The organism is Acidicapsa acidisoli, from assembly GCF_025685625.1.
Classification (GTDB): Bacteria; Acidobacteriota; Terriglobia; order Terriglobales; family Acidobacteriaceae; genus Acidicapsa; species Acidicapsa acidisoli.
Map to the genome: position 1 here is coordinate 1,222,138 of NZ_JAGSYI010000002.1, position 19,922 is coordinate 1,242,059.

At 54.7% G+C, this 19,922-nt stretch carries 14 protein-coding genes and 1 tRNA gene; 6 read left to right on the forward strand and 9 right to left on the reverse strand.

Going from position 1 to position 19,922, the window contains the following annotated elements:
* Positions 1 to 16: 16 nt before the first annotated feature.
* Positions 17 to 826 (reverse strand): transposase, encoded by an 810-nt coding sequence (locus OHL23_RS15075; protein ID WP_263352736.1) that lies wholly within the window; start codon positions 824 to 826, stop codon positions 17 to 19.
* A gap of 989 nt (positions 827 to 1,815) precedes the next feature.
* Between OHL23_RS15075 and OHL23_RS15080 the strand changes: the two genes are divergently transcribed.
* Complete coding sequence (locus OHL23_RS15080) at positions 1,816 to 2,433, forward strand: hypothetical protein (protein ID WP_263352737.1); 618 nt, start codon at positions 1,816 to 1,818, stop codon at positions 2,431 to 2,433.
* Positions 2,434 to 2,585: 152 nt separating this feature from the next.
* On the opposite strand, the gene OHL23_RS15085 is transcribed toward OHL23_RS15080, so the two are convergent.
* The 3 genes from OHL23_RS15085 to OHL23_RS15095 form a co-directional block, all read right to left on the reverse strand.
* The gene (locus OHL23_RS15085; protein WP_263352738.1) at positions 2,586 to 3,728 is read right to left on the reverse strand and encodes a toll/interleukin-1 receptor domain-containing protein; all 1,143 of its coding nucleotides are present in this window, start codon (positions 3,726 to 3,728) and stop codon (positions 2,586 to 2,588) included.
* A 56-nt stretch (positions 3,729 to 3,784) separates the two neighbouring features.
* Complete coding sequence (locus OHL23_RS15090; protein ID WP_263352739.1) at positions 3,785 to 6,823, reverse strand: class I SAM-dependent DNA methyltransferase; 3,039 nt, start codon at positions 6,821 to 6,823, stop codon at positions 3,785 to 3,787.
* A 63-nt stretch (positions 6,824 to 6,886) separates the two neighbouring features.
* Entirely contained in the window at positions 6,887 to 7,258 is a 372-nt protein-coding gene (locus OHL23_RS15095; protein WP_263352740.1) for a type IIL restriction-modification enzyme MmeI, read from the reverse strand.
* Positions 7,259 to 7,493: 235 nt separating this feature from the next.
* On the opposite strand from OHL23_RS15095, the gene OHL23_RS15100 reads away from it, so the two are divergent.
* Both OHL23_RS15100 and OHL23_RS15105 read left to right on the forward strand, forming a co-directional pair.
* Positions 7,494 to 8,108 (forward strand): type IV toxin-antitoxin system AbiEi family antitoxin domain-containing protein, encoded by a 615-nt coding sequence (locus tag OHL23_RS15100; protein WP_263352741.1) that lies wholly within the window; start codon positions 7,494 to 7,496, stop codon positions 8,106 to 8,108.
* The gene (locus tag OHL23_RS15105) at positions 8,089 to 8,910 is read left to right on the forward strand and encodes a nucleotidyl transferase AbiEii/AbiGii toxin family protein (RefSeq protein ID WP_263352742.1); all 822 of its coding nucleotides are present in this window, start codon (positions 8,089 to 8,091) and stop codon (positions 8,908 to 8,910) included. The genes OHL23_RS15100 and OHL23_RS15105 overlap by 20 nt, the downstream gene beginning before the upstream one ends.
* Positions 8,911 to 9,044: 134 nt before the next feature.
* Here the strand turns inward: OHL23_RS15105 and OHL23_RS15110 are convergent, their stop codons facing one another.
* Complete coding sequence (locus tag OHL23_RS15110; protein ID WP_263352743.1) at positions 9,045 to 9,923, reverse strand: LysR family transcriptional regulator; 879 nt, start codon at positions 9,921 to 9,923, stop codon at positions 9,045 to 9,047.
* A gap of 267 nt (positions 9,924 to 10,190) precedes the next feature.
* On the opposite strand from OHL23_RS15110, the gene OHL23_RS15115 reads away from it, so the two are divergent.
* The gene (locus tag OHL23_RS15115) at positions 10,191 to 10,529 is read left to right on the forward strand and encodes a helix-turn-helix domain-containing protein (protein WP_263352744.1); all 339 of its coding nucleotides are present in this window, start codon (positions 10,191 to 10,193) and stop codon (positions 10,527 to 10,529) included.
* Between the two features lie 143 nt (positions 10,530 to 10,672).
* Here the strand turns inward: OHL23_RS15115 and OHL23_RS15120 are convergent, their stop codons facing one another.
* From OHL23_RS15120 to OHL23_RS15135, 4 genes are all read right to left on the reverse strand, one after another.
* Positions 10,673 to 12,544, reverse strand: a complete 1,872-nt coding sequence (locus OHL23_RS15120) for an SMC family protein (protein WP_263352745.1) — start codon at positions 12,542 to 12,544, stop codon at positions 10,673 to 10,675.
* Positions 12,541 to 13,020 carry an ABC-three component system middle component 2 gene (locus tag OHL23_RS15125; RefSeq protein WP_263352746.1) on the reverse strand — a complete coding sequence of 160 codons (480 nt, stop codon included), beginning with the start codon at positions 13,018 to 13,020 and terminating at the stop codon, positions 12,541 to 12,543. The genes OHL23_RS15120 and OHL23_RS15125 overlap by 4 nt, the downstream gene beginning before the upstream one ends.
* Positions 13,010 to 14,104 (reverse strand): ABC-three component system protein, encoded by a 1,095-nt coding sequence (locus OHL23_RS15130; protein WP_263352747.1) that lies wholly within the window; start codon positions 14,102 to 14,104, stop codon positions 13,010 to 13,012. The genes OHL23_RS15125 and OHL23_RS15130 overlap by 11 nt, the downstream gene beginning before the upstream one ends.
* 319 nt (positions 14,105 to 14,423) lie before the next feature.
* The gene (locus tag OHL23_RS15135) at positions 14,424 to 15,659 is read right to left on the reverse strand and encodes a tyrosine-type recombinase/integrase (RefSeq protein ID WP_263352748.1); all 1,236 of its coding nucleotides are present in this window, start codon (positions 15,657 to 15,659) and stop codon (positions 14,424 to 14,426) included.
* A 149-nt stretch (positions 15,660 to 15,808) separates the two neighbouring features.
* Between OHL23_RS15135 and OHL23_RS15140 the strand changes: the two genes are divergently transcribed.
* Together OHL23_RS15140 and OHL23_RS15145 are read left to right on the forward strand one after the other, a co-directional pair.
* Positions 15,809 to 15,883 (forward strand) — tRNA-Gly (locus tag OHL23_RS15140).
* Between the two features lie 760 nt (positions 15,884 to 16,643).
* The gene (locus OHL23_RS15145; RefSeq protein WP_263352749.1) at positions 16,644 to 19,907 is read left to right on the forward strand and encodes a TonB-dependent receptor; all 3,264 of its coding nucleotides are present in this window, start codon (positions 16,644 to 16,646) and stop codon (positions 19,905 to 19,907) included.
* The last annotated feature ends 15 nt before the right edge of the window (positions 19,908 to 19,922 follow it).

Sequence of the window (19,922 nt, forward strand, 5' to 3'; positions counted from 1 at the left end):
GGCGCGCCGCTATTCATCAGATTGGGAATTGATACAGCGGATCTTTGCAGTTCTGGCCCTCTGCAAATTGGCTTGGAACCCGCTCCTTCCCCCAAATCTCTTGTCCTGCTTTCTTAGGGTGAGTGGCAAAGTATTCGTTCCTTCGGCCGAAGTATCGATCAATGGCCTCCATCGCAGCCTCTACGGACTGGTAATCGCTGTTGTGGATGATGGCTCTCGCCATTCCACTGAATACCGACTCAATCACATTCAGAAACTGCGCGCAGGCGGGAAGAGGCGCGGTCTTGACTATTGGGAAGCCTTCCAGCGCGGCCTTCTGATTGATCTCATCCAAATATGCGCCCAAGTCCTTCGACACATGCCAAGAGGCGGCGTCCCATGACAAATAGATTGTGCTGCACGTGCGGTATTCATTCCGCAGAAGATCAGCCATCTTGATCATCTCAGCGGTATTTTTCTTTCGAGAGTATAAGTGGGTGACCTGGTTTCTCGATAACTCAAGTGCCGCAGTAAGGATTGTCCATCCCTTTGATTTCTGCCACTGTGGAACTACATACTGTTCGTCAGGGGCAACTTGTTTCACTCCGCCTTTTTGCTTAATGGCGAACGGGCCGTATTCGTCAATTGAGAAAAATGCCTCATCTGGCTTCAGCTCCGAGAGGATTTTCTTGATGGCGTCCACCTTAACTCGGTACTCAGGATCATTGCTGGTGAGAACTACGCGCGCGTGCCGCCACTTCCAACCAGCCTCTTTGATGATTGTGTGAATAACCTCACAGCACATCGGATGTCCTTCCTCGGCGAGTACGCTACGGAGATCAGCCATTCTCCATGTAGTGCGGTTGATGCCGTAAGCAGCGGGCGGCGAGTGCAACAGGGAGAACACCGCGCTTTTGTTGGAATCTATTTCAGATTTTTTGTCGCTCCGCGTCGTTCTTGCAAAGAGGCCTTTGGTGCCGCCTCGTTGAAACAAGCTCCAATAGCGAAACCAAGTTCCACTTGAGATTTGAAGGAAGGAGCAGGCTGGCCCCCAACTGATTCCACGCAGATGACAAAGAACTGCCAACGCTTTGTTTCGCATTGGCAGTCCTTCCTTGGGGGCCGTCGCTAGCAGAACCTCCAATTCCCGCAGGGATACTTTGTTCAGTTCCTTCGCCAGTACTTCTACAGGTATGGCTCGTCTCAGCACGCCTCTAATCCATTCGGCCACTTGTTCCTCTGTATTGCCAGTCCACCGAGGACGGTCGCCGGAGGATGCCATTGCCGAAATCGTCCGGTGCGTTAGCTCCTTGTTGCTTTGACGTATCGAGGGCGCGATTACCATTCCGACGCTGGGTTTCGAAACCTGAAGAACTGCTCGGGGCTTCTCCAGTTCTTCTGATCGTGGTTGCCGGCCTGGACTAGTATTGAGTCTCGACATAATGCGCGCCTGACACACATATGCGTTGACAGTCGAAAAGCTGCCTTTGAACCCGCGCTCCTCCGTCAGATACTGCCAAATCATCCTGGCGGAAACCTGAGTGCCCTTTGGTCGCATTTCGTTCTCTCTGACGATGCGATCGACCGTTGAAATCCACGGTCCCAGAGGGAGCGTTCCAGCAGGTTGCATCCGGTTGCCTGGCGGTGATACCAAGCTCAACATCCTCTGCAACATCTTTCTGGAAATCATCAGTTGCAACGCGATTTGTCCTTGCGATCCACTTTTCTTCGAAGGTCGCTGGCGGGCAATGCTCCACTGAACCGTGTCTTTGTACATTTGTTACCTCCTGATGGGGCTTAACCTGAAACTCACTGCGCTTTTTTTGATTTCGCCGCATGTCGCTTTTGGTCAAAGGCGTGAGCGGACCACTACAACAATCGGCGGCGCGGGTTGAAGCCGGCGTCTTCGAGCTTTCGCCAACTTACGCCGCAACAGTGTCGCGGGGTATCCTAGCTGGGACAGCCAGCCGCACTTCAGCGGCGTTTCAAATGGGCCGCAACACAACTCAAGATTATGGACCTGTCCAGATGACAGACGACAAGATTGTTGGCACGATGACCATCCGCGAAGCCGCCGCCCTCTGGTCAGACCCGCGGAGGCAGCATCTGAAGCGTTGGGCTGAAACGTTTGGAGTCCCGCTTCAGGATTTGCACCCTGGTCATGTCGTCACCTTCCAAAAGGACCGCGGGGAAGAAACCACGTCAGCACAGGTTGACACGGAAGTCGCAGCACTCCTAACACTCCTCAAGCAGATTGGCCTAGGTGGGGAGATCGAGCGCCGTAATCGGCCGCTCAGTGAAACCGGGGAGTTAACGCCTGCCGAAATCAGGGCGCTGCCCGAGCCTGCTCAGAGATATATTGAGAGCCTTAAGCAGGAGATTTCAGACCTTGAGTCCGCCAACGACCGAATGGAGAATCGAATTCGAAGAACCAACTGGGGCCGAAGCAGATAGAGGAATCGATTCTCTTTAAGATGGCTTATCGCGTCCGGTTCATCGCATTCCCAGTATTCATCACGCCACGGACTGCACCGACCAATGCGACCGACATCGTTATGACACCCTTTATTTCCAGCCCAGGCAGGTCTTTCATCTCCCGCGTAGCATCAACGCCGCTTCTTTTCTAAGAACTTTCCATACTCTGTTAGAGGCCTATGCTGCGCACCCATGTGCAGAACGATGGAATCGATGTCATTCTCGGGAATATCCTTGGCATTCCGGAAATATAATACGCGTTTGCGAATCGCCAAATGCGGAGCAACTTGCAGATTCGACCCATCAGGTTTGCAAGTAGCCGGAACAAGCAGATACTCGCCATGCTTTGTGTAGGACTCCTTGAACCGTGCCAGATACGGTGAGTCACTTGCAGGAGTCATCCGATTCATGCGAGTTGCAGTAAAGAATGAGGCGTCACCCAGTTGTAAACCTGCCTTTTCGTACCGCTTGATGACGTTCTCCAGTTCTATCGTGATATGGACCGTATATCTCGGATCCTCGCCAACGATATCCCCTTCGATAATTGAGATTCGAAGTTCCTCAAATTCATCCCGCAAACCATAGCGCTGGAGCCATTGCTTGAAAATCTCTTCAGCTGGCTCGGGGTTTAGAAATGCAATCCCTAACGCTGGAGGTGAGTTCTCCCATCCACGAAAAGCTGTCGCTCGCCATTCAGCTTTTTCCCAGAGTGGAATGTCGATCGGATTCTCAATGAAAGTAACGAAGTCAGTTTTCACTTCTTTCTTCGGCATTGCTTTATGCTCACCAAGTGGCGGCTTCTCTGCTTGCGGCACTCCCAGCAGGCGCCTGTGAAGTCGCTTGTATCCTTCGTCCGTTTCGATGTTGAAGAAGCTGGCCCCTTGCAAAGGAACTGGAATGAAATTGCGGTCAGAATTTCGCATCACGACTGGAACAAACTTTTGGTTGTCCGCGCCTTGGTTGTAAAGGTGCTGGTAGATGAGATTGCCCTCCCATTTGACGCCCAAGCCTTTGTCGGGACTTTCTCTACCCATCACGCGATTCAAGAATGTTTCGGTGCAGACAACCAGCACTAAGCTCGCGCCTGCAATCTTGCGATCCATCCACCGCGGCCATCCCTCAGGCGGTGACACCTCGTATTGATCGAGAACACAGTCGATGCCATCGGCGCGAAGGCGATTTGAAAGCGCAAGTACCTCCTTTATGTGTTCTTCGCTATCCCAGCTATAGCTGACGAAGACTTCGCCGACCTCAGTTATCTTTGCGTCATTCATAGAGGCCCATCCAGCGCTTGTTGGTTATGTCGTCTTGCTCCGATAGATTGCAGCAATCAGAGGAGGTATCGGTCGTCCACTTGACGTGTCTGGCCGAGTGCCGTCAACGTTTGCAAAATCTCGTGAACGCGGGTGCGACTGGCTGGCTTGAAACCCGATGCAATCTGCTGCGGTGTCTGGAATGGCGTCGCACGCAGCGCATCTTTGATGACGCGGAATTGATCGGTGAGAGTCGCAGGCCAGGGTTGCTTGCTTCGCGCGGCCGTCGGGACTTCGATGGGGATGAAGCCGCCGAGCGCCTGCTGAATGGCCGGAGCGTTGGGCACCTGAAACTCAGGACGGAGCCAGCGAACGATGCCGGATGACTCCTCGGTCCGGCGCTGAGCGTTGAGGGCTACGACGTTGGAAAGAATCTGTTCGGTGCTCAGGTTGGGCGACCAACCGTAAGCAGCAAAGACGGCCTCATCCAACTCGTCATGAATCTGGCGGAGAATTCCAATCAGGCCCATCTCGTAAGTAGCGTGATCCTCGACGGTCAATTCCTTGTTGCCCCGGAGCTTTTCAAGGACGTTGTACATCTCTGTGAGCGTGAGTGTGGGGTGAAGTTGCTGCTGGCGCTTGCGGTGCGCGTCAAGGCGCTCGGCTATTTCGCCGATGCTCTGTTGCTGAGTTTCGCTCGCGGCGGGAAATGGGAACGGGTCGAAACAAGTTGTCTTCACATATACCGGTCGGTCTTCGAGTGTACTTCCAGCGGCAAGAGCCCATGACAGATGAATTCGACTGGACAATACACCAAGCGAATGGGCGGCTGAAAGAGCGATATTGACGAGTTTGTTGTCTGGAAGAACACTCGCATCGAGGAATACGAAGATACGGTGTTTTGCAGTCTCGACTGTGGAGATATAGCGAGGCAGTCCCTTGAGTGCGGGGCGAAACGCTGATCGAGGCTCCCCGAAAATCCACCATTTCTCTTTGTAACTAGCCCGTCGATTCTGATCCCTCTCCGGCTTTACCAAGTCATAGACACGTTGATACACCTCTGGAAAATGCCTTCGAACCTGCTCGCTGCTGAGACCGAAAAGATCGATCACCATTACATTTCGCGAAACGCCAGTAAGATCACGCCCATTTAGGTATGGGCGAATGTGCTTTTCAAGACCGGAAATACGGCCAAGTCCGATCGCTTGCGCCTCTTCAGTAGTGACTATGAATCCGCTCCCGTGCAATGACACTCCCCTGGAACTAAGATCTGCGTTAGCATCAAGCGGCATTGCACTCGATACGTTGACGAAGATTGTTAGGTCCGCGAAGATACGTCCGGTTTCCTCCGTCAGTTCCACGTCAGTACCCTCTGCGCTTGTGTCTCCTTCTCTCTTGACGCGGTAAAGATGGCCGAGGTGTTCGCCTCTCTCTCCCACGGTCATAGCAATGCGGACGGCCGCGTGATCAGTTGCCGCTTGTCCATCGCTGAGAGCGGACTTGAGCCAAGGGTGATCAGGAATCGCAAAGATCAATGAGAGCGGTGCGAGCTTTTCGTCGGAAGCCGCGCTGAGATTCTGTGCGACCACTTTTCGATTAAAGACCTGGGGAAGGCTGTTGGTGGTGATAAATCCAAAGCGGCGAATCTTTCCGGCGCGAGCAAGCTCGGCGGCGCGCTGCCACCAATACATGACAAAGTCCGCACTGTCGGGAACCAAGTCGTAAGCTTTGCGCAGCGCCTTGACGTAGCCGTCGCCGAGTTCTGCGCGAATATCTTTTCCGCCAATAAAGGGCGGATTTCCGACGATGAAATCCGCTTCCGGCCACTTGGCTTGTTTCACGTCGGTATATTCATAAACCGCGATGCGAGCTTCCTCATCGGGGATGTCCTGCCCGGTCGCCGGATGTCTCTTGGTTGTGACGCCATCCCACTGGGTTACCGCGTTGCCCTGCTTATCAAGCAACGTCACCCTTTTCTTCCAGGTGAGAAGTGCGTCAGCTTCCACGATGTTGTGAAAGTTGCTGATGACGGGGATGGGCGGCTGTGCGTCGCCGCGCGTGCGGAAGTGCCATTGCAGATAGCCTATCCAGAGAACGAGATCGGCAACGACGGCTGCGCGGGGATTGAGTTCGAGACCGAGGAGTTGGTGCGGGTCCACGGTGAGGCCGGTGTGTTCGAGCGACTGCTGCGTGTCACCAAGCGCGTGGAGGGTTTCAAGAATCTCGCCTTCCAGACGCTTCATGTGTTCAAGCGAGACATAGAGGAAGTTGCCGGAGCCGCACGCGGGATCGAGGACGCGGGTGGAGCAGAGTTGGCGGTGAAATGCGCGCGCGGTTTCAATGGCCGCATCTCTGTCACCTGCGTTAACCTGTTCGGTGATGACTGCCTGGCTGCTGCGCCAGTCGTCCCGGAGCGGCTCTACGAGTGTTGGAATGACGAGCCGCTCGACATAGGCGCGCGGGGTGTAGTGGGCTCCGAGCGCATGGCGCTCATCGGCATCAAGTGCGCGTTCGAGCAGCGTGCCAAAGATGGCCGGCTCGACATCGCGCCAGCGCGAGTCGGCGGCTTCAATGAGCAGGCCGAACTGATCACGTGTGAGTGGCAGGGCTTTGGTGGATTCGAACAGCCCGCCATTGAATTTGAGGATGTGCGCCCGGAGAATTGGAGAGAACCCGCCCTCGTTCATGGTTTGCCAGAGAGCCTCAGCCATGGGAGGAAAGTTGCCGACATCATCTCGGAGACTTTCAAGCAAATTCAGCCAGCTGCGCTCCGGAAGCAATTTCACATCTTCCGCAAACGACGTAAAGATACAGCGGGTGAGGAACTCCGCAACCTGCTTCGGAGGATGTTGAAGTTCGAGGTTGCGTGCGAGGACGGCCAGCTTGCCGGCGACCTCGCGAGTGACTTTGGCCGTTTCGCGCGACGGGTCCAGGGAAAGCGGATCGAGCCAAACGACACGAAGGCGCTCCTTTGTTTCTACCTGCTCCAATTGCTCATGGAGAATGCGGAAGGTGCGGGGATCGGGGAAGGGCAGATACGCTTTGCCCGTTAGAGAGAAGTCGGCATAGAGTTCGATGGAGTAGCCAACATCGACAACCACTAGAAAGGGGGCCAACCTTCCGAAACCGGCAGTGCTTTTGCGTACCGTTCGGCCTGGCCGCGGGCTGCAAGCATGGCCTCATCCCAGCCGTGCGTTCCACGAATGGCCGTGCCGCGCTTCATTCGACGGGGCTCCTTGACGGAAGCCAGCGGTGGTGCAGAATTTGACAGGGGGGTTGCTGCCCTGCTTGGCTTCGAGGACGAAACAATTGCGCTTGTACAGGTCGATATAGTTTGTGGTCGAGGAACCATCCAGGTTCTGAAAGTAAACGGCCTTGTCGATCACATAGGAGTTGGCATCCTCGTCTGCTTGACTGGGGTCCGGACGAGGCAGGTCCAGATAGTCGCAGAGTTCGGAGAGGAACAACGTATAGTTGGCGCGCTCCGCAGCCGATGACTGCTGCCAACGAGTGATGAAGTTACCGGGGTTGAGTGGCAAGGCATTTCCCATTCATTTTTCAAGTAAACGTATTGTAGTCTGCGGAAAGGTTACGTGTGCATTGGCGATACGTATACCATTGAATTCAATTACGTAGATGCCATGGCGACGCTTCAACAGGCACTCCAAAGAGCCCGCAAAATGGTCAAATTGCAAAGGTATCGCTTGCGTCAATATCATTCCATAATGGAACTATATTGACACTTATGGCCTTGCACCTCATACTTGATCCATGCCGAGTACTCGCATGGACGAGTTGTTTGCTCTTGCCGAAGTGCAGGACGGTTTGTTTACGTCCAAGGAGGCTCGCTCTCTCGGAATTCAGGATTCCGTCCTAGTCAGATTGAGGCAGCGCGGTCGGTTAGAGAGAATGAGCAGGGGGGTCTACCGGATCGCGCACTATCCGGCAGAGCGGTTTGCCCAGTACCGTGAGGCAATCCTGTGGGGGCAGGCAAGTAACGGACCTGAGCGCATCGCTTTGTCTCATGAGACAGCATTATTATTGTATGGAATCTCGGACGTGAATCCTTCCCGTGTGAACCTCACAGTTCCTGTGTCGGCTCGAATGCGCCGGGTTCACCCAAAGTGGATCGCCATTCATCGCGCCAACCTCGCAACGGAGGACATCCAACAGTATGAAGGGATGCCGGTCACCACGGTAGAACGCTCGATCCTGGATGTTCTGACGACCACTCGCCGGACAGACGTTGCACACCAGGCAATCACCGATGCTCTCCGAAAAGGACTGCTTAATACGACTCAGGCGAGAGTCCTTCGGCAGCGGATCAATCGTTCGTCACACTCTGCGTCCCTTTCAACAAACGCAAACAAGGTGAAGGTGAATGAGCCCTCGACCACCTGAGCGCCTTGAAAAAACGTTGGCGCGAGTCGCACGCGAGCAGGGATTGGCGCAAGAACGCCTTCGCAGGTGGGTCTCCTTTCTGGCCCTATGTGGCGTGCTGGAAAGAGCAGTCCATGAGGGCTTCCTGGACAACTACTACCTTAAGGGCGGCGTTGCCATGGAACTCCGCTTTGCAGAGGGAGCGCGCGCTACAAAGGATGTAGACATCGGCCTCGCCGGTGAACGGACAGAACGCCTTCAAGCCTTCCGTGACGCGCTGGCGTTGGGATTCGATGAATTCAGTTTTCAACTGAAGGGTAAGCCGCTGAACATGGACAATGCAGACGCGCTTCGCCTCGAACTAGGTGTTCTATACCGCACCCGCGCCTGGCAAACCATTGACGTTGATCTCGGCCCCGCAGGATCGGGCGCAGTCGACTTTGTGGAGCCGACTATTCCTGGCCTTAGCGCCATGGGTCTCAGAATCCCATCGCCGGTTCGCTGCCTAAACCTGAGCGAGCAGATCGCGCAGAAATTGCACGCTTGCACTGGGCCTTATTCGAAAGGGCGGGCTCGTGATGTTTTGGACATTCTGCTAATTGATCTTCTGGGCAAGATGGACGCGAAGGCTGTACTGACCGCCGCCGAGCACGTGTTTGCGCAGCGAGCGACCCACAATTTTCCACCGGCAATCGAGATTCCAGCAGACTGGAGGCCAGAGCTCGAAGCCCTGGCGAAAGAGCTTGGCTATCTGGTAACCTCTGCGGCAGAGATCGAAGCCCGATTCCGCATATGTGTGGACAGAATAGTGAGCGCCAACTAAGGCGCTGGAATTCAAGTTGAAAGTGTTATCCTCAACGGCATGATGCGGCACAGTGAGCCCCGATTGCGGATTCCGCAGGAATGGCCTGGTGGCGACCAGCCTGTTTCAGGCGCTTCACAAAAGTTCTGACAAACTCACTGACCAGCATTGAGCCATTCTCTGCGCGGGCCACAAGATGCGTGGCCAAGGAAAGATCCTCTTCCAGCAGGGTACAAAGGGCCACGCCGTCCTTTGCGGCGCTCGCTGGCACCGCGAGGAGACAGGAAGGCTGCGCCACCAACTCGGCACACCATCTCGCACGCTTCTTCCGCGTTCGCGACGTGGTGAATGCGTTCCGGCCCAATTCCAAGGTCTCGGGCGCGATTCTCAAACGCGTCATATAGTGCCGGGTGAACTTGCCGTTCAAGGAAAATCCATGGCGTCGAACTCAAATGGCTCAGCTTGATGACTTTGTCGTTCGCGCATCTGTGCCCTTCAGGCAGCACGACAGCGAATGGCGAACTACTGAGAGGCGTGGTAGTAAGGTCCTGATCTTTGGGAGGGTTTGTGATGACCGCGAGATCACATTCGCCGGAGCGTACACATGCTGGCAACTCGCCTGCATATCTTGTTGACAGATCAACACGCAGGTTGGGGTAAAGCGGAAGTTCCATTGAGCGGAGGATATCGACCAACAGCCGGTCCGCATACGGTGATCTTCCCACCACAATCCGGTGGTCTCTCCCCTGCATGGTTTCGCGGGCATCAAGGACGGCGATGTCCGAGTGCGCGAGGGCCAGTCGGGCCTGTGCGACATAAGATCTGCCAGCATCGGTTGGAAAAACGCTCTGGCGCTTGCTGTGACTGCGCTCAAAAAGACAAGTGCCGACATGCCGTTCAACTTTTGCCAGGACGCGGGTCACGCCGGGTTGGCTCAACCCGACCTTCCGGGCGGCACGATGAAAGTTCAGCTCTTCGGCAAGAGCAACTACTGCGCGGAGATCGTCAAAATGCAGCGAAGGACGGTGTCGCATAGGAAGATTGCCTCAATTGAACAATTGGAACCAGGCTTTACAAATCTTCCAAGAACGTCCAGGTTTTCCACTAAAGCGTCCTCTTTTCCACAATTCTCCAGAGATCGCAGCCTATTGTCAAGTTTGATTCCTCCTGCGAAATGGCTTCTCAATCGATGTGATGCGTTTTGGTTATCACCTCCCATCGAATTGGCATTGGACAGCCAGGCCGAAACAAAGGCAGAGTTGCCACAAGGCTCGCCCACCGAGCTGGATGGAGATACAGCCATGCGAAATACGACCAGGCCCCGCCATACCGCCGCTCCCTCTACAGCACAGGCTCCAAACAAAGCCACGAGCTTCTCGGGGAATCCGCAGGCGGAGGCGCCGGAGATGTTCAACATTCTGCTCGCTCTCGAATCGGCCCGCGGCCTGCTTTCGGTTCGCGATGTGGCAAGGCTTCTTGGCAAGTCCATCTTCACCGTTTACCGGTTAGCGGAGCAGCGGAAGATTCCGTCCCTGGTGATCGGTGGCTCCCGCTGTTTCGATCCATCGGTGCTGGCGTTGTGGCTCTCAAAGAAGGAGCCTTCGCTTGCGACAGCAGCTAGACGTTTCAAGACAGCTTGAAGGATTGAAGAAGCCTTAACCAGGGTTCTGCCCGATCCGGTGTGCGTTGGTACTGCAAACGCACCGACCTGGTCGCGCGGCGGTAGCACTGGGCTCGAGACCCTGCCATCACGACTTAGGGTTGGCGTGGGCGGGATTTCCTACTAAGTTTCTTCAACCTCGTCTGATTCGGCGACAGGGAAGAACCCGCACCGCTGCAACATTGGATCACCCGTGAAATGGTGGAAGACGATCAGCGGTTGTATGTCTTCAGCCGGTTCTTCGTTTTCAAAGATGATCACCTGCTGCTCTAGGACGCGCGTTGCCAGATCTCTGTAGAATCTATCCTTCAACCGAAGACGGACGTCAGGCGTCAAATCGGCATCCGCCTGTGCATGATCCTTGTCTCTGAATGTAATGAGGGGAGAATCAAGAACCACCAGCCCGGGATGCGGTAGACCAACTGATGCGCAATAGCTCAAGAGAGCTATGGTGAACGCAGCGTGCGTGAGCGCACGGGATCCTTTGCCCTGTTCGCGGCGGCGTCTGATCCCAATGAAGAAATCCTCCGCCTGCGTATCAAACGATACCGGGCCTTTCACAGGAAACTGCCATGCTTCGAGTATCTTTGAGAACTCTCCTGTAAATGCGGTGATAGCGGCAGTCGGGAGGTCTGCCACCGCTCGCTTACCAGGTTTTATCCCGCTGAGCTGATTTGTGGCGGTCTCATACCGACTTTCCAGTGCGGCAATTCGATTGTATGTTTCGATCTTCTTCTTGACGTCGAAGCGCAAGTCGCTGAGTCGGCTGTATTCGCTCTCCGATTCCTTGACCGATAGCCTCAGTACATCGTCAATTTGACGGTTAGTCTCATTCCATAATTCGCGCCTCTCCTTCATGTCCTTGCGCAACCCTACCGCCTCGCGAGAGAGATCTTCTATCGTCGAAATGAGTTCCTTGCGAAGCAGTTCAATCTTGGCCTTCTCAACTTCGCATGATTGTCGAATGGCCTTAACGTCGAGACTCAGAACACGCGTTTCCTCATGAACGTGTGAATTCTGGGATGCACCGCAGAGTGGACAGGTCTCCGTGCTGAGCGGCGGGAAAAGTGACCCCGCCTCCCAGAGGGCATCCAACCGCGATATGTCCGACTGGTAATGCTTGTCCAAGAGTTGAAAACGTGCTATCTGAGTTCTTAGTTCATCAGACCTGGCACGATCGATCGCTTGAGCATCTAGCAGAGCCCTCTTCTCCTGAAGCTGTTGATCTAGAGCCGAGCGATTCGCATTCCATAATTCCTTTGCAGCTGCCAGAGCCGTATTGAGCCGCTCAAGTTGTTCAGACAATTCGTCTGCTGCCGCCGGATTCTCTCCCAGATCGTCGCGATATTCCTCCATCAATTTTTCCAGCAGCGCGAGTTGCCCTTGTAGCTCAGCTTTCGCGACGGCCAGCTTCTTCTGTCGGACTAAGGCTGCGTCATCGTGGCCGGTTAAGAACAGCTTGAACGTATTTGACTCGGCGGTTTTCTGGATGTTGTCTCCGCTATGGATTGGCGAAAGTCGTTTTATGATTTCTTCTTCGTTAACCGCCACAAATCGAGCGAGATTTCGGAACGAGAGGTTCTGAAGCTCATTCTCGACATTCTTCCGGATCTTCTTGCCATCCAGTCCGGACAACCTCATTAGAAAAGCGCTAATGTTGTCTGGAGCGCTCGAGTTCAGTCGATCGCCCAAAGCCTTGGGTGTGGCCCCTAGGTCACCTTCACGGAGCTCGAATTCGCCCCCCTGCAGGTTCCTGCTCAAAAAGAAACGTCCCTCTGCGGACTCGATTTCGAGTTCGACTGAGCTGTATGCGCGTGCTTCTGGTATGAGGTCCAGGCCTGCCGCGCCAAACATGTAGTCAATCGTCTGAAAGAGAAACGACTTGCCCGTGTCCGAGGCACCTGAGACTACGTTCAAGCCCGGCCCAAAGGTGATCTCGGCGGGTGGCAGGCCCAGGCCCGTAATTCGCATGGTGCGAAGCTGGAATCCGATCATTGTTCCGCACCCATCGCATCAGGGAAGTGGAACTCCGTCGTCCATTCCGCAAATCGCGTCCTAACGAATGCCCGCAAGTCATCATTGCTCATGTCGCCAAAAGTAGTGGCGATCCAATCTGCTCGTTCACGAAGTGCCTGCACATAGGGCGAGCCAAGCTGGTCTAAGAACGGCTGTGCTGAGTCTCCCGCGCAATATTCGATGCCATTTTCGGTCGCCAAGCGGTCAATCAGATTGCGGCTGAGTAAGAGAAATAGGCCATTCTGCACGATCGTGTGACGAACCAATAATTCGCCATTCCTCTGTGGAACTCCCGGATGGAGACTGTCTGGACCGCCGGCATCCGCAGAATGAACGAGCAGATAGTCGTATGCCATCAGCCGTTGGAGATCAGCGGGCACAGGATACGTGGCAGTCAGCACTGAGAGTGCTCGCAGGCCAGTTTCAAGAGCACTGTTGAAGGGGCTAGTCGCCATCGTCCCCTCCTTTCTCTTGCACCCATATCAATCTCTCGGCATTCGCGAGCTGGTGGCAAATGCCGTGTAAATCCCGTACTTCGGTTTTACCAATTAGCGGAGAGCTAGTTATCGAGAGCTCGGCGGAACGGTTCGTGGTGGCGACTAACCTCGTGAACCCGCATGTGTGGGTGGATTCGCAGGTATCCACCACACCGGCATAGACTTGATCCTGCAACTCTTCAAACTCTCTGCCTGGGAGCTTGTCACGGGAAAAATTGCGTAATGCCTCCGCCGAATAGAAAGCTTCGCGTGATCGGTGATAATGCCTCAAAAGATTCTGCGGGAGTTCATCTGTTTGAGTCAGCAACTCCTTCCGGTTGTCACTGTACGCTTCGAACAGTTGTTCGACGTATCTTGTCTCGTCTGTCGTGGGCTTTTCGGGAGGAGGTGCCGCAGCAGGCCGAGGCGGAAGGCCGAGCCCAAAGCGAGCTGTGAAGTAAGGGGTCTTCAAATGCTGGTTGATCGCGTCGAGCACGGGCAAGTATCCGAAAATTGAAAAATCAATTCCCTCGATGTGAGAGAGCAGCGCACCGCTCAAGGGAACCGGCGTCTCAGTAATGAAGTTCGCGCAATATGTAGCCCACGCCTTGAGAAGTTCCTGCTTCAAGACAACTGGCCTACGAAGAAGCGAAGCCAGCTTGGTTCCAACATCCCTTGGCGCTACGAACCTATACCTTCGCGGAAGCGAGTATTCCCCGACCATTGTGTAGTAGCTTAATTTCCCCAATTCGCCCCATACATCGGTCGGAGTGAGGGGCTTGTCATAATGTTTGCATTGATAGTTGTCCCAAATTGCTCCGCCCTCTTCGACGATTCCAATGACGTCGCAGCCCTTATCGCCCGAGCCGCTTGCGTGCTCGACCTTGGCGTATCCCGGGAGACTGCTCGCCCACTCATTGATGAAATCTTCCCACTGGTCAGCAGAAAATAGCGCCACTCGTTCGATGGGAGGAATCGGCTGCCCAGTGGCGACCACAAATGGATCGAGTTTTGCAAGAGGCGGATGCAGCTCAATTGGGGCTGAGCCAGGAACGTTTGCCATGTGGTTTGTTGTGGACTTCCGTGATAAACGATCTTACGGGCCCGAGGTCCCTGACGGCAAGCCATTTAGTTTGAGTCCGCTTCGATGATTCTCCGATCCAGGGACTGTAGCGGGACTGGTCCCGGGATACGGGCCGGGCCTAGCAATTGAGGAGCCGCCATAACGATGAGCACATAATCGGCCAACTATAAAAATAGCTCGTGATTAAGTGAGCGGAAACCGACGAAAGCACTTCTGGTTTCGAATAGCTCAAGGGAGCAATTCACCTGTTGGCAGAGAAGCGCGAAATGTTCGACCCCGGGCAACCGGTGGCTACTCGCTAAAGCATCGCCGCCAGCGTTGACGATTCGACCTTCTGGCGCAGATCGTCGAGACGCAGCGACTTGAGGTACTTCTCTGTGGTGGCGATGTTCTTGTGTCCGAGAAGTGTTTGCAGCGTCTTGATGTCGATGCCGGACTGGAGAATCTGCGTGGCGAATGTGTGACGCCACTTGTGCAGATAGAACTTCTGGCAATACGGCCCGTCACTGCACTTGCCCTGTCGGGTCTTGCAGCGTTTGCAATTCAACTTCGCGCGGTAGGCAATCTCCTTGCCAAGTTCGAGCAGGTGCGCGTCGGGCTTATCGCCGCCGTAGTTTGGCCGCTTCGGATGTTTCGGTGTGGGGAAGATCAGCACGGAGTCCGGCTGTTTCTTCTTATGCTTGCTGAGCGACTCCAGAAGCGCATGTGGAATGGGGACACTTCGCTCCTCGTAGCTCTTGGGAGTGAACCCGAATTCGGGCCTGGGGCGGACGCTCAGTGTGCCGGCCTGCCAGTTCACATCTTCCCAGGCCAGGCAGGAGAGCTCGCGAGATCGAAACCCGGAGCAAAGGAAGACCTGAAAGACGAGCCGTTCCTCGGGAGTGCACGCTTCGAAAAAGCGAGTCAGCTCCTCGCGTTCGTAAATCTCAACGCGCTTGTCGATGGTCCGCGGCCAGTCGCCCTTGCGAAGCTGGATGTTCGCGCCGGCATGGCGCATCGCCTGAAGCATGACGATGACGCGCTTGTTGATGGTCTTTTGATTGAGATCCTCGCCGCGGCCGGCGGCGAAGAGCGCCATCGCGTCCGAGCGCCCGAGCCGATCGACATAATGCTTCTTGCATACCTTTTGGAACCAGGCAAGATCGCCGGAATAGGCGCGGAAGGTAGCATCGCCCTTGGTGGCCTTCACCTCAGCCAGGTAGGCTTCGACGGCAGCACGAATCGTCGTTGATGAGGAGGCGGCGACAGGCTCTTCTTCCGGCGCCTCGATCTCGCCGGAGAGGATTCCAGAGTGGAGCTGCCAGGCGTCCAGCGCTTCACGCGGCGATGTCCCGACCGGACGGGTGCGGCGTTTGCCGTCCTCCCGCCAGTCGAGGTAGAAGGTGCCACCGGTCGAGCGCCGTGGCGTGCCGTCGATCAGAACGAGCTCCGGCTTTGGCCTCCCATTGACCTTGACCACCGGGAAAAATTGCCATTTGCCGTCGTGTGCGAGATACTTCTTGAGGTTGGCTTTGCGTCCAGGTTTACTATCCATGTTTACTATCCACCACGCAATCGAGATGGCGCCGGAATGGCAAATTGGGGACCGTCGGGGAACCCTGTTTTCGAGTTCCAGTATAGCAAGATGGATAGTAAGTTGGATAGTAAGCGACCGCTAGCAGCGTAAGTCATTGATTTTAAAGGGCGGGAGTAGTTCAGTGGCAGAACGTCAGCTTCCCAAGCTGAATGTCGCCGGTTCGATCCCGGTCTCCCGCTCCATAAGAATCAATGACATACAACGAAGCTATATAGATCTCTGCTCCAATTACATCCGGAAGAGGCTTTATTCGTTGATCGGCTGCCGGCAGCCTGTTCTCCACCCGCGTCTGCGCGTACACGTTCTGGTTTAAATCGAGGGTGAGTAGGCAGCGGTCAGAACTCATTGAATGATCAGGCGAAAGCCGGATGCAATGATATAAACGCGGGCTTCCATTGATTGCCAGAAGACTGCGCTTCAGCCGCGACAGTTGACATATTCCCTGAGCATATGGCTGAATACAAACAGATGCAGAAGCTCACTCACTATTTGGCGAAGCTTGTGTTCTCCTCCGAGCCGATCTCCTGTTGTTCGTGTTGTTGTTGACTTCTTGTCTCTATCCTCCAAATCAAAATTGATTGCGTGAGCGCGTAAGGTGCTCAGTCTCGGTTTCTGTTAAGCCAACAGGCCTTAGCTGAACGCTCGGGACTGCTCCATCTCTATCGCGCGATCTTTCTCGTGCACAGCGAGTCAGTGCCCGCGCAGTCGGACCCAAATAATTAAACGAGAAAGCCGGTTAAGACCATGAATCGACAAATTGCATTTGAACAAGGTCGTTGTTGTCCTATAACTCAGTTCGCTGAATGAAGAGGATACGCTCTGCCTCATAGACATGCGGGCGTAGTCATCCCAAAAAAAATTTGACCGCAGACGTTTGCATCGAAGCGGTCTATGACAGAGCTTCGCGAGCTACTGTCTTCTCTCGCAATCTGGAGGCAATGAATGTTTGTTATACGTTTCGCAATTTTTCCTAAATCCAAGGGGAAACACTTCTTCCTGTGTGCCGTGTTAATTGCTGCTTTGATGACCACAACTGTCTCTGCTCAGGTTGAAAAAGGGATCATTACTGGCTTGGTAAGAGACAGTTCCGGAGCCGTCATCCACAACGCGCAGGTGACACTCCGCAACAGCGCGAGCGAATTGACCACTATCACCTCGACCGATGGAGAAGGCCTGTATGTTTCTCCACCGCTCGATCCCGGCAACTACGATGTCAAGATCGAGGCGCCAGGCTTCCAGGGTGTGCTCAAACACGTAAGGCTTGAAGTCGCGCAACGCATCTCTGTCGACGCCGCACTGGCTCCGGGAGCAGCTTTGGAGACCGTGCAGGTAGATTCGACAACCGTGCAGTTCGATACGGATACATCAACTGTGTCGAACATTCGCACGGAGCAGGCCGTTCATGATCTTCCATTGAATGGCCGTAATTTCGCTGAACTTCTGGGTTTGGGGGCGGGAGTCGTTCCAGGGCAATCACAATTGTCTGGCAGCATTCCCTACGTGCAGCAGCGAGGACCATCCTCGTATGCCATCAACGGGCAACGCATGACGGATAATCGCTTTCTACTGGACGGTATAGGAGACAACGAAAACAACAACGGTCTGGGGATTATTGTCTTTCCGCCGATCGACGCAGTCGAAGAGTTCCGCGAAGAAACTACCGATGCCGACGCGCGTTATGGACGCGCCTCCGGAGGCGTCGTCAACCTGGTCTACCGCTCGGGTACCAGCCAGTATCACGGCGAAGTGTTTAACTTCTTTCGCAATTCCGCACTCGATGCCAAGAACTATTTCGATACAGGAGTCAAGCCGGGGTTCCGTATGAATTCATTTGGCGCTACCTTCGGCGGCCCACTCATACACAGAAGCAATCCGAAGACTTTCTTCTTCGCCGATTACGCTGGCCAGCGCACCAGCCAGGGCCTGACGAACGTGGACACCGTACCGGCATGGGGTCCGCTGGGCGTGGGAGATTTCTCCCGCTACTCGCAGGTGGTTCGTGATCCCATCACGCAAAGTCCATTTCCTGGCAATGTGATCCCCTCTGCTTATCTGGCAACACAGCAGGCCCAGGTCGGTCAGAACGTTCTGGCCTTATTTTCGAAAAACAGCGTTAGTCCCAACCTCGCTAACACCACGACCGCCAACAACTTTCTATATAGCCCTCAGCGTGTGGATAACTCGGATGCCTTTGACGCGAAGGTAGACCATCAGTTTACGGAGGCTGACGGCGCCTTTCTGCGTTACAGTCAGTCCAATGACAACATCCTTCAGCCTGGAATTCTGCCTGCGCCGCTCGTAGGCGCAAACACCAGCGGCCCAGCGCAGCAGCCGGCCCATCAGGCGGTGCTGAGCGAAGCCCATGTCTTTTCGCCGACCACTCTCAACACGGCGCGTTTCGGATGGTCGCGCATCTTTATTGGCGTTCATAATTTCGATGCCGGACTGAACCTTCCAACCGAACTTGGCATTCCCGGTGTTATCGTTCCCAGCGATCTACAGGATAGCGATGGATTGCCGGTATTCAGTATCTCCGGTGCATCTTCGATCGGAGATGCAGCCAACAGCCCCGCACAGATTGGCACCAATAACTACCAGGTGGATGACAATGTCACTCTGGTGCGCGGCAGGCACTCGATTGACGTGGGCGCCGAAGTGGTTCGCCTGCAATACAACATGTATCAGACTTCAGCAGAGCATGGAACACTGAGCTTCACTGGAAACTACACAGGCCTGGGACTGGCCGACCTGCTGCTCGGCGCGCCTACCTCGGGAACCTACGCGTACCAGGCCGGAACCCGCGGTTTCCGTCAGCTTGATCTGGCTTTCTATGTGCAGGACAACTACAAGATCAGCAGCCGTCTGACGCTGAATTTAGGCCTTCGTTACGACAATTTTCTGGGCTGGCCTTGGACCGAAGTACGCAATCGCATGTACCAGTTCGATCCCACTCTATCGACAACGCAGGTCTTTCAGGTCGGCACCAACGGCATTTCAAGAAGCGCCGTCAACGGCAACAATACTAACTTCGAACCACGCATCGGATTTGCCTACAAGCTCACAGCGAAAACGGTCTTCCATGCCGGCTACGGCATCTACTACGCAGCGCCCGATGTGAACAGCGTCTCTGGCTTGTCCATCAACGCGCCTGATATCAACTACTGGGCATTCAACAACACAGCCTATGGTGCGACTGGCTTCAATTGGCTCTCGGATGGTTTTGTTCATTCCGCACCAACCACTAACGCTCCTAAGGGCGCTCCCTTGTACTCAGTGAATCCCAAGGCCAGAACTCCGTATAGCGAGCAGTGGCACGCCAACTTGCAGCAGGAAATCGGGTCCGCGAGCCGAATCACTCTTGCCTATGTTGGAAACGTCGGCATTCATCTGGATGGGCTATTGGACATCAACCAGGCGACACCTGGAACTACGCCCATCGCCTCACGCCGTCCATACCCATACTTCGCGCAGATCAATCAGCTTCAAACCAGCCTGATCTCAAATTACAACAGCCTGCAGGTGACAGCCGAGCGGCGCACCAAGGATTTGTCCTTCCTGGTTTCCTACACCTACAGTCACGCTCTGGACGAGAACTCCGGCAGTCCCGGCAGCATCGTGAACTCTTACAACAAACATGCAGACTATGGAAATTCAGATCAAGACATTCCGAATCGTTTCGTCGGCAGCGTGAATTACTCGTTGCCGTTCCAGGGATCAGGCTGGTTGCGTCCTGCCATTCAAGGATGGCAATTAAACGCTATTCTGTCCTACTCCGACGGCATTCCGTTCTCCGTGCTGGCAGGCTCGAACTCACTGGGCGTCGCCGACAGCATCACGCCGCGAGCCGAACTCGTCGGCCCGGGCAATGGATCGCTTTCTCCAAGCCAGCGCACATTGAAACAGTGGTTCAACACCGCAGCCTTTACGAATCCCAGCACGCAGCAGTGGGGCAACTCCGGACGCAACATTCTGGAAGGTCCGGGAACCAAGGATGTGGACTTCTCGGTATTCAAGAACTTCACCTTGCACGAAGCGAAGACCCTGCAACTGCGTTCGGAGTTCTTCAACCTGTTCAATACTCCGCAATTCAACAACCCGAACGCCACAGTCGGTAACGGCTTTGGAACCATTAGCTCGGCAGGATCTCCCACAACCCTTCAACGGATCTCGCGCGAGATCCAACTAGCCGCAAAAATCAACTTCTAGAACCTATACACAAAA

Bases quoted from the DNA above. Each gene is read 5' to 3' on its own strand.
- OHL23_RS15075 (WP_263352736.1), bottom strand. From the start codon at position 826: ATGGCTGATCTCCGTAGCGTACTCGCCGAGGAAGGACATCCGATGTGC.
- OHL23_RS15080 (WP_263352737.1), top strand. From the start codon at position 1,816: ATGTCGCTTTTGGTCAAAGGCGTGAGCGGACCACTACAACAATCGGCG.
- OHL23_RS15085 (WP_263352738.1), bottom strand. From the start codon at position 3,728: ATGAATGACGCAAAGATAACTGAGGTCGGCGAAGTCTTCGTCAGCTAT.
- OHL23_RS15095 (WP_263352740.1), bottom strand. From the start codon at position 7,258: ATGGGAAATGCCTTGCCACTCAACCCCGGTAACTTCATCACTCGTTGG.
- OHL23_RS15100 (WP_263352741.1), top strand. From the start codon at position 7,494: ATGGACGAGTTGTTTGCTCTTGCCGAAGTGCAGGACGGTTTGTTTACG.
- OHL23_RS15105 (WP_263352742.1), top strand. From the start codon at position 8,089: ATGAGCCCTCGACCACCTGAGCGCCTTGAAAAAACGTTGGCGCGAGTC.
- OHL23_RS15110 (WP_263352743.1), bottom strand. From the start codon at position 9,923: ATGCGACACCGTCCTTCGCTGCATTTTGACGATCTCCGCGCAGTAGTT.
- OHL23_RS15115 (WP_263352744.1), top strand. From the start codon at position 10,191: ATGCGAAATACGACCAGGCCCCGCCATACCGCCGCTCCCTCTACAGCA.
- OHL23_RS15120 (WP_263352745.1), bottom strand. From the start codon at position 12,544: ATGATCGGATTCCAGCTTCGCACCATGCGAATTACGGGCCTGGGCCTG.
- OHL23_RS15125 (WP_263352746.1), bottom strand. From the start codon at position 13,020: ATGGCGACTAGCCCCTTCAACAGTGCTCTTGAAACTGGCCTGCGAGCA.
- OHL23_RS15130 (WP_263352747.1), bottom strand. From the start codon at position 14,104: ATGGCAAACGTTCCTGGCTCAGCCCCAATTGAGCTGCATCCGCCTCTT.
- OHL23_RS15135 (WP_263352748.1), bottom strand. From the start codon at position 15,659: ATGGATAGTAAACCTGGACGCAAAGCCAACCTCAAGAAGTATCTCGCA.
- OHL23_RS15145 (WP_263352749.1), top strand. From the start codon at position 16,644: ATGTTTGTTATACGTTTCGCAATTTTTCCTAAATCCAAGGGGAAACAC.